Origin of the sequence: Kutzneria sp. 744, assembly GCF_000568255.1 — a bacterium.
GTDB lineage: Bacteria > Actinomycetota > Actinomycetes > Mycobacteriales > Pseudonocardiaceae > Kutzneria.
Map to the genome: position 1 here is coordinate 232842 of NZ_KK037166.1, position 9648 is coordinate 242489.

The 9648-nt window shown below is 69.2% G+C and carries 7 protein-coding genes; 2 read left to right on the forward strand and 5 right to left on the reverse strand.

Annotated features, from left to right (window positions below; translation table 11 throughout):
• Nucleotides 1–15: 15 nt before the first annotated feature.
• The 3 genes from KUTG_RS01175 to KUTG_RS01185 all read right to left on the reverse strand — a co-directional run bounded on the left by KUTG_RS01175 (nucleotide 16) and on the right by KUTG_RS01185 (nucleotide 2360).
• Entirely contained in the window at nucleotides 16–606 is a 591-nt protein-coding gene (locus tag KUTG_RS01175) for a P-loop nucleotide/nucleoside kinase family protein (RefSeq protein WP_157494183.1), read from the reverse strand.
• A gap of 69 nt (nucleotides 607–675) precedes the next feature.
• Nucleotides 676–1995, reverse strand: coding sequence for a M20/M25/M40 family metallo-hydrolase (locus KUTG_RS01180; RefSeq protein ID WP_052396502.1), 1320 nt, complete (start codon nucleotides 1993–1995; stop codon nucleotides 676–678).
• 146 nt (nucleotides 1996–2141) lie between these two features.
• Nucleotides 2142–2360 (reverse strand): hypothetical protein, encoded by a 219-nt coding sequence (locus KUTG_RS01185; protein WP_157494185.1) that lies wholly within the window; start codon nucleotides 2358–2360, stop codon nucleotides 2142–2144.
• 383 nt (nucleotides 2361–2743) lie between these two features.
• On the opposite strand from KUTG_RS01185, the gene KUTG_RS01190 reads away from it, so the two are divergent.
• Nucleotides 2744–5866, forward strand: a complete 3123-nt coding sequence (locus KUTG_RS01190) for a TIM-barrel domain-containing protein (RefSeq protein ID WP_369794415.1) — start codon at nucleotides 2744–2746, stop codon at nucleotides 5864–5866.
• 241 nt (nucleotides 5867–6107) lie between these two features.
• Here KUTG_RS01190 and KUTG_RS52700 read toward each other — a convergent pair whose 3' ends face one another.
• Both KUTG_RS52700 and KUTG_RS01200 read right to left on the reverse strand, forming a co-directional pair.
• Complete coding sequence (locus tag KUTG_RS52700; protein WP_084578761.1) at nucleotides 6108–8303, reverse strand: right-handed parallel beta-helix repeat-containing protein; 2196 nt, start codon at nucleotides 8301–8303, stop codon at nucleotides 6108–6110.
• A gap of 121 nt (nucleotides 8304–8424) precedes the next feature.
• Nucleotides 8425–9159 carry a TetR/AcrR family transcriptional regulator gene (locus KUTG_RS01200; RefSeq protein WP_198046950.1) on the reverse strand — a complete coding sequence of 245 codons (735 nt, stop codon included), beginning with the start codon at nucleotides 9157–9159 and terminating at the stop codon, nucleotides 8425–8427.
• A 79-nt stretch (nucleotides 9160–9238) separates the two neighbouring features.
• Here KUTG_RS01200 and KUTG_RS01205 point away from each other — a divergent pair, with 79 nt between their 5' ends.
• Entirely contained in the window at nucleotides 9239–9637 is a 399-nt protein-coding gene (locus KUTG_RS01205) for a DUF2306 domain-containing protein (protein WP_052393671.1), read from the forward strand.
• The last annotated feature ends 11 nt before the right edge of the window (nucleotides 9638–9648 follow it).

Sequence of the window (9648 nt, forward strand, 5' to 3'; positions counted from 1 at the left end):
CCCCTTTCGAGGCGATCACCTTCTGACGGCCAACAGGGCAAGGACCGCCGCCTCGACCTCCTCCACCGCCGGCGGGCCCGCCTCCGATGTGTCGATCTTGACGACAGCGTCGACGCCGGCCGGTGGCTCGAAGAGCGAGGCCGGCATCTCGCCCCGCCGGAACAGCTCCGCCAGCTGTGCGTCGACGGCTGTGCCCCTGGAGCTCAGCCGCTGGGCGATGACCGCTTCGTCGGCGACGACGTGCACAGCCAGCACCCTGGCGTCGGCGGCGCGCAGCCCGTCCAACAGCTGACCGGACAGCACCGAAGACTCGACCACGAAGCTCACCCCCGCCCCGGCGAGCTTCGTGGCCAGATCGATCATCACCGCCTCGGCCCTGGCACTCACCGGACCACCCGCGATGTGGAAGTCCTCCGTGAACTGGATGCCCTTCGTGCCAACGGATGCCGAGGACAGCCCCAGACCGGCCTTGATCTCGTCACGGATGAGCAGTGGCACACCGAGACGGTGCGCCACTGCTCGGGCAACCATGGTCTTCCCGGTGCCTGGACACCCGCACACGGCGACGACCGTTGGCTGGTCCCGGCTAGTTTTTGGCTGTTGCATGACCAAGGTCAATGTTTTTAGTCGTCACTGAAACTATAGTGGCATTATCTACCAGTATTCAGGCCTGGCTCATGCCTCCTGGATGAAGCGGTCCAGGACTCGGGTGCCGAACTCCAGGGCCTCGACCGGCACTCGCTCGTCCACGCCGTGGAACAGCGCGGTGAAGTCCAGGTCCTCGGGCAGCTTGAGCGGCGAGAAGCCGAAGTTGCGGATCCCCAGGCGCTGGAAGGACTTGGCGTCGGTGCCGGCCGACAACATGTACGGCAGCAGCTTGGCCTCGGGGTCCTCGGCCAGGATCGAGCGGTGCATGTGGTCGACGATGGCCCCGTCGAAGGTCGTCTCCACGGGCGGCAGGCTCAGCCACTCCCGCTCGATGTCGGGGCCGAGGATCTCGGCCAGCTCCCGCTGGAACGCCTCCTCGCGGCCGGGCAGGATGCGGCAGTCGACGCTGGCCTCGGCGATCGACGGGATGACGTTGGCCTTGTAGCCGGCGGTGAGCATCGTCGGGTTGGCGGTGTCGCGGAGGGTGGCGCCGACGATCCGGGAGATGCCGCCCAGCTTGGCGATCGCGCCGTCCAGGTCGTCCTCGGGGAACTCGATGCCGGTCAGCTCGGTGACGCCGGCCAGGAACTCCCGCACGGAGTCGGTCAGCACCAACGGGAACCGGTGCCGGCCCAGCCGCGCCACGGCCTCGGCCAGCTTCGTGACGGCGTTGTCCTCGTGCACCATCGAGCCGTGCCCGGCGCGGCCGCGGACCCGCAGCTTCAGCCAGGCGATGCCCTTCTCGGCCGTCTCCACCAGGTACGCCCGGACGCCGTCCTTGAGCGTGATCGAATAGCCGCCGACCTCGCTGATCGCCTCGGTGCAGCCCTCGAACAGCTCCGGCCGGTGGTCCACCAGCCAGCTGGCGCCCTGCTGGCCGCCCGCCTCCTCGTCGGCCAGGAAGGCGAAGACGACGTCCCGCCGCGGGGTGATGCCGTCCCGCTTGAGCCGGCGGGCGACCGCCAGGCTCATCGCCACCATGTCCTTCATGTCCACCGCGCCGCGGCCCCACACGTAGCCGTCCTGGACCGCGCCCGAGAACGGGTGCACCGACCAGTCCGACGCCTCCGCCGGCACCACGTCCAGGTGGCCGTGGACCAGCAGCGCTCCCCGGCTGCGGTCCGCGCCGGCCAGCCGCACCACCACGTTGCCACGGCCTGGGCCCTGGTCCCCCGACTCCACGTAGGTCGTCTCGTAGCCGACCTCGGCGAGCTTGCCGGCCACGTACTCGGCGGCCGCCCGCTCCCCCACCAGCGTCGCGGGATCCCCGGTGTTGGTGGTGTCGATCTGGATCAGCTCGCTGGCCAGCTCGACCGCTTCGCGCTCGGCCAGCCGCAGGCCGTCCATGTCCGTGCTCCGGTGCTCGCTCACCAGCCATTCCTACCACCGCCCGGCCGCCGTCCCGATCTTCGGGAAGTCCGTGCCGTCTAGGCGGGTGGTTCTTGGTGTTGTCACAAAGGTTGGTTTTTAGTTACCACTGAAGTCATAGTGATTTACTTCTCCACGAGGAGCGGGCCCTCGTGGAGAAGCGGTCCCCCTGTGTCGTACACCCGGACCCGCAGCGGGCGGGCGGCGTCGCCGGCCCGGTCCAGGTAGGCCCAGGCGGCGGTGATCTTGTCATCGATGGAGGCGCACTCGGGCAGGGCGTCCTCGGGCGGGATCACCCACAGGTCCACGGCGAAGGTGTGGGCCACGACCGGGGGCGGCACCACTTCCCCGCCCTCGCGGATCACCTCAAGGCCGCCGACGCCGGGCGCGAACGTGCCGTAGATGCCGTGGTCGACGCCGCAGACCGTGAACGGGCGGGTCTCGCCCCTACCCGCGCGCCGGCATGCCAGCCCCCATAGGTCACGAACGCCCCCGGCAGGCCCTGCGCCTCTGCCGCACGGTAGGCGTCGGCGAAGGCGCGGAGGTCATCGACTTGAGCTTGGGTCACGTTTCCCACGCTGGCAGCGCCGACCGGACACGGCATCGGGGACGTCCCTGACATTTCCCCCACGTCAGCTTCCTGTCCATGCCGGACAGAATGCTTTACAACGTTGTGCGGAGGCCGTAGACCGGACTGCAGCGTCACCTCGAACCCTGCTGCCGAGGAGTGACCTTGCGCCGACTCGCCCTGACCGCGGCCCTGCTCATGGCCGTCGCCACCGTGCAGACGCCGGCCACGGCCGCCGTGCACCCACATGCCGTGACCTCGGGAAACGCCCGATTCGAGGTGTTGTCGCCGACGCTGGTCCGCACCGAGTACGCCGGCGACGCGCACTTCGTGGACGCGCCGACCTTCAACGCGATCGGGCGGGACTCCTTCACCGCTGCCCCGTTCACGTCGACCACTGCGGACGGCTGGCTGACCATCCAGACAAGCGCCCTCACGCTGCGGTACAAGGTCGGCTCGGGCGCGTTCAACACCGACAACCTCCAGGTGCAGGAGAAGGCCGGCGCGCAGAACGTGACCGCGCGGCCGTGGATCGTGCCGTCCTGCTCCCCGGGCGTGCTGTGCGAGGCGGAGAACCTCACGCTGAACGGCATCGCGGTGGCCAACGACCACACCGGCTACACGGGCCGGGGCTTCGCCGCGGGCTTCCAGGGCAGCGGCAACTCGGTGTCGTTCCAGGTCACGGTGCCGGCTGACGGCAGCTATCAACTCGACGCCCGCTACGCCAACTCCACCGGCGGTGACGGGCAGAACGTCACCCGGACCTTGACCGCTTCGGCTGACGGCGTCTCACATGGGTTGACTCTGCCGACGACCGCCGACTGGAACACCTGGGCGCTGGCGTCGACCACGTTCACGCTCACGGCCGGCACCCACACCGTGGCCATCTCCCGTGGCGCCAACGACTCCGGCAACGTCAACATCGACAGCCTGGCCCTGGTGACGCCGGGCTCCGGCTACCCCGCTCCTCCCCCACCGGCCGCCAGCAACTGCCCGTACGGCGGCGTCTGTGAGGCCGAAGGCGGCACGCTGGGCGGCTCCGCCGCGACGGCCACCGACCACAACGACTACTCCGGGGCGGGCTTCGTCGCCGGGCTCGGCACCGGAGCCAGCGACAAGATCCATGTCACGGGCGTGCCCGCCGCCGGCACGTATTCGTTGCAGCTGCGGTACTCCAACGCCCAGTCGGCCGCACGCCCGGTCTCCGTGCAGGGCGCCTCGGTGTCGTTGCCGACGACGAGCAGCTGGGACGCCTGGCGGACCATCGCCACGCCGGTGACGCTCGCCGCCGGCGCCAATGACGTGACCATCGGCTGCCCAGATGATTCGAGCTGCCAGCTGAACATCGACACCGTCGCCGTGGTGGCCAACGGCTCGCCGCTGCTGGCCCCGCACGCTCCCCTGGGCGGCTATCGGCGTGGTCTCGACGGCGTGAACGGATACGCCGTGACCACACCGGGTCTGCTCTACCAGGACGGCTGGAGCCTGCTCGACGACACCACCTCGGCCCTCTACGCCAACGGCGCCGTCACCCAGCGCCCCACGCACGGCGGCCTGCCCTACCAGGACGGCTACGTCTTCGGTTACGGGAACGACTACCAACGCGGGCTGGCCGATCTGGCCAAGCTGACCGGGCCCTCGAAGCTCCTCCCCCACTGGGCCTACGGCGTCTGGTACTCCGAGTACTACGACCGGACCGCCGCCCAGTACGAGAACACCATCCTGCCCAAGTTCCGGGCCGACGGCGTGCCGGTGGACGTGCTGGTCACCGACACCGACTTCAAGTCACCGTCCACATGGGACGGGTGGGAGATGGACCCGGCGAAGTTCCCCGACCCCAAGGCATTCTTCGACTGGTCGGCGGCGCAGGGCCTGCACAACACGTTGAACATCCACCCGAGCATCGTGCCCAACGACCCCCAGTACGCGCAGGCCCAGGCCACCGCCCACAACGGATTGACGTTGCAGGGCGACAACTACGTCTTCGACTGGGGCAAGCCCGATCAGCTCAAGGCCTACTTCGACCTGCACCAGACCATGGAGCAGCAGGGCGCGGACTTCTGGTGGCTGGACTGGTGTTGCGAGGGCTCGTACTCCTCGCTGCCCGGGGTGACGCCCGACGCGTGGATCAACCAGCAGTACGCCGCCGACTCCAACAAGCAGATCGGCCGCGGTTTCGCCTTCTCACGGGCGTACGGGTCGCTCCAGGCCGGCGGCTACAGCGGGCAGGCCGGGCTGCCGACCGGGCCGTGGGCCGACAAGCGCTCCACCGTGCACTTCACCGGCGACACCACCTCCAACTGGACCGTGCTGAAGTGGGAAGTCGGCTACACGCCAGGGGAATCGGCGTCGACCGGGCTGTCCGCGGTCAGCCACGACATCGGCGGCTTCAACAACGACGGCACCCAGGCCGCCGGCGCGGAGCCCGGCAGCACGCGGGAGGCCGACGACCTCTACGCCCGGTGGGTGCAGCTCGGGACGTTCCAGCCCATCGACCGCTTGCACAGCAACCACAGCGACCGGCTGCCGTGGCAGTACGGCACGGACGCCAAGAACTCCGCCGAGAAGTTCCTCAACCTGCGCGAGAACCTCGTGCCGTACACGTACACCCTGGCGCAGCAGGCTTCCGCCACCGGCGTTCCCGTCGTGCGGCCGTTGTACCTCCAGTACCCCGATTCGCAGGACGCCTACGCCCAGTCCGGCGGGGAGTACCTGTACGGGCCCGAGGTGCTCGTCGCCCCCGTGACGACGCCGGGCAGCTCGGCCACGACCTCCGTCTGGTTCCCGCCCGGCAACAGCTGGACCGACTACTTCACCGGCAAGACCTACGCCGGCGGCACGACCCAGTCCGTGACCACCGACCTCGGCACCATGCCGGTGTTCCTGCGCTCCGGCGGCATCGTGACCACCCGGTCCGCGAACGTCGCCAACGACGTGCAGAACCCGTTGACCCGCGCCACCGTCACGGTCGCCGCCGGCGCCAGCGGCTCGACCGCTCTGTACGAGGACAACGGCACCGATGCCTCGCGGAGCTCGTCCACCCCCGTCCAGTACTCCGACAGCCGGCACGAAGTGCGCGTCGGGCCGGCTGTCGGGACCTTCACCGGTCAGGTCACGCAACGCCAGTGGACCGTTGCCTTCACCAATGCGTCGGCACCCACGGCTGTCACGGTCAACGGCCAGTCGGTCAGCACGTGGACGTGGGACAGCGCCCGGCGAACCGTCACCGTCACCACTCCCACGCAGTCGACCGGCCAGCCCTTGGTAGTCGCCTATCAATGATCACCGCTTGATTCGGGGTCCGGCCGGGCCGCGCGGCCGGCCGGACCACCCGCGGTTCTGGGGCTTGAGCCGCGGTCGCCGGACCTTTCCACCGTCGAGGCCCGGCGACCGCACCGTTGTTGTCGGGCAGCCTCGATTCAAGCCTGGACCCCGAATCTCGGTACCCCGGTCGTCGTGATCTTGGCCGACCTCGGCCGACCGGGATTCCCCGGTTGATCTGGTTGGAACTGATTCGGGGGCGCTAGATCCGCGGGCCTGAGGCCGCCATGACGGCCTTGGCCGCGGGCGGCCAGTTGCCGTCCGTGACCACCGTCGTGTTGGTGATGACCACGTTGGTGCCGAGGTTCTTCACCACCGTGTTGTCAGTGACGTTGTCGTGGATGGCGATGTCGTGGATGGTCGGTGTCCACATGCCGACCCAGCGGCCGGTCTGGTTGCTGACCACGTTGTCGTGGGTGTCCCAGTAGGAACTGCCCTCGTCGTGGTAGAGCATGTTGTTGTTGTGCGGGGCGTCGTGCACCCAGTTGCCGACGACCGTGCTGGGGGCCTTGGGGTCCTGGCCGCCGAGGGTGTAGATGGGCCCGCCGTCGAGCAGGGTGCGCATGACGTCGTGGATGTTGTTGCCGAGGATGTGGTTGTCGCCGGAGTAGATGGTGCCCCGGCGGCACACGGCCAGCCCCTGCTTGGCCTGGAGCTCGCACGGCGACGCCCAACCCCAGCCCCAGCCGAGCGAGATGCCGGAGTACGGGGTGTGGGCGATCTCGTTGTGGTCGATGACGGTCTGCCGGCCGTGCCCGACCCAGATGCCGACGGCGTCGTGGTAGTCCTGCCCCACCGCGGTGATGGTGTTGTCGGCGATGGTGGTGTCGAGCGTCATCCGCGACGGATCGGTGAGGTAGTAGTCGTCGACCTCGCCGACGGCCACTCCCCCGGCGCTGGTGTCGGTGATGAGGTTGCGGGTGATGGACGAGTCCTGGGTGCCGTCGGTGAAGGCGACGCCGACGTCGCCGAGGTGGGTGAAGGTGTTGCCGGCGACGCTGATGTTCTTGCCACGGTGGAATTCCAGCGCGGCCGGCGGGCGAAGAGGCGCGTGCGGGGCCTTGACCGCCCACTGGACGCCGGCCCGGTTGTCGATGTAGCCGACGTGTGAGGGCAGCGTCCAGGTGGTGCCGGTGAAGGTCAGCCCGGATACGGACACGTCATGCACCGGGCGGACCGCTTGCGGCGTAACGGCGAACGCGTCAACCAGGAGGTTCGGCCCGGCGTTGGTCAGGGTGACGGTGTGGCGTCCGGGCCGGAGATTCCGCGCCGAGTAGAGCACCTGCTGGGCCAGGCGGACGTCCCCGTGCGAGGAATGTGCTGCGGGGTCACGCTTTCCGTCCACGGTGACGGCGAACGCGCCGCCGTCGGCCGTGGTCTCGCCGAGAACGTCGAGCCCCGCGCCGGTGAAGGTGTAGCTGACCGAGGCGCCGGCGGCTTGGGTGGCGTGCACGCCGTCCTGGAAGTCGCCGAGCTGCCGGCCGGTCGAGCTGGTCCACGCGCCGGAGTACGTGCCGGCGGAGTCGTCGACCGGGGCGATGTGGCCGGGCGTGCCGCTGGCTTCGACCAGCGTGTCCAGCAAGGGAAGTTCGACGTCGGCCTTGGCGATGTTCTGCCCGGGCAACGGCATGTAGTAGAGCTTGCCGGCGCCGCGGTCGAGGTACCACTGGCCCGGCTCGGTCAGGAACTGGTAGGCGTTCTCCAGCCAGCTGACGCCGTCCAGCTTGGGCAACCCGTTGCCGTTGAACGGGAACTGGCTGTTGATCACGGAGACGTTGTTGTCCTGCCAGCAGTCCGGCTGCACGGTCAGCGCGGACCCGGTTCCCGAGGCGGTGATCGAGGAGAGCGGGCAGCGCATGTGCTTCCACTTGTTCTCCTGCACCACCTCCACATCGCCCTGGTTGGTCACCTTGGCCAAGGACGGATCCGGGGTGGTGAAGCCGGTCGCCGTCGCGGTGAAGGTCGCCGAGTTCAGGGCGGTGCGGGCCCGCTCCGCCCGCGTGCCGTCGACGAACAGCTGCCGCGTGTCGGTGCCGCGCGGCACCCGGGCGACGTAGATGTTCTTGGCCGGATCGGACAGGGTGAAGCCGGTGATCCGCTTGGCGCCGGTCAGGACGGGCGTCTCGCCGGGGTAGGCCCGGATGGAGACGTTGCTCTGGTTCAGCTCGATGGTCCGGGACAGGCGGTAGGTGCCGCCGCGCAGGTAGAGGACGGAGCCGCTGTGCAGGCGGTCGAGGGCCGTCTCCAGGGTGCAGGGCTGGTATTTCACGCAGGTTCTGCCGAAGCCGCCGGGGGCGGCGTAGAAAGCGGTGTCGGGTGCGGCGGTTGCCGGCACGGCCAGGCTCGCGGTCGTCACAACCGCCGCAGCCAAGCCCAAAGCCAGCCGTAAGTGCCTCATGACCAGCGCCTTTCGCCAAGTCGCAGTGCAGGGTCACGAGCGGCGGCGTCACCACGCTAGGGAGCTAGACATCCGATGTCAAGAACGTTTACATCGGTTACAACCGGCGATTTACGGTCTCCTAGGGGCCAGTCATCTGATGATTCGCCCGCACGGCGATGGCGTCCAGGATCAGTCGCAGGCCGTAGGTGAAGTGGTCGAAGTCGAACGGCGCCGACGTGAACGCGCCCGACTCGACGATCTCGGACAGGGCCGGGAACCGCTGCGGGTCGATCAGCTTCGCCACCTGCTCGACCGTCTCCCGCGCGCTGTCCGGACCGACGTCGCGGCGCACCTCGTCGCCGACGATGGCCATCGTGGCCTCGGTGCGCACGTAGCCCGCCACCAGCAGCATCACCGACATGCGCTCGATCGGCTGCAACGCCGTGTCGTGCAGCAGGACCAGGCCGGCCTCCAGCCAGCCGAGCTGGCCCGGTGAGAGCGGCGGGCCGGTGATCTCCATGCGAGGCATCCAGGGATGCCGCAGGTACACCGCGAGCAGCGTGCGCGCCCATGTCTCCAGGCCGGCTCGCCAATTGTCGTTCGGGTCGTCCTGTCGCGGCGGCTCCGCCAGGCCGGCGTCCAGCATCACAGCCTGGAGCTCGTCCTTGCTGGCCACGTGCCGGTAGAGGGACATCGTGGCGCAGCCGAGCCGCTCGGCGAGCCGGGCCATGGACAGCGCGTCCATGCCCTGTTCGTCGACGAGCTCGATGGCGGCGCGCACGATCCGCTCCCGACTGAGGGCCGGGCCGGTCGACCTGGTCGGCTTCGGCTCCAGGTCCCACAGCACACGCAGCGTGCGCGGCAACTGATCCACGGGCGACATCGTAACGAAGCGTACTTGCTACGCTCCGCGTATGGCATACGCTCGCGGTCGCCGATGGCCGTTTGTCCTGATGATCTTGGCTGTCGCCTTCGTAGCCTTCGAGATCCCGCCCTACTTCACCGGTGACCCTACGCAGTCGCGCATCCAGCCCGAGCCGCAGCTGGCGGCCTATTTCCCGGTCCTCACCGCGCACGTCATCCTCGGCTGCAGCGCCCTGCTGGCCGGCTGCCTCCAGGTGTGGCCGTGGCTGCGCGCCCGTCACCCACGCGTGCACCGCATCGCCGGGCGCGTCTACGTCGGACTGTGCATCGTCGCCGGGATCATGGCGCTCTACCTCGCCACCAACACGCCGTACGGGCCGGTCGCCCGGGCCAGCAGCACCGTGCTGGCCACGCTGTGGATCGCGACGTCCCTGGCCGGATTGTTCGCCGCGCGCCGCAAGACTTCGCCGCCCACCGGCGGTGGATGATCCGCAGCTTC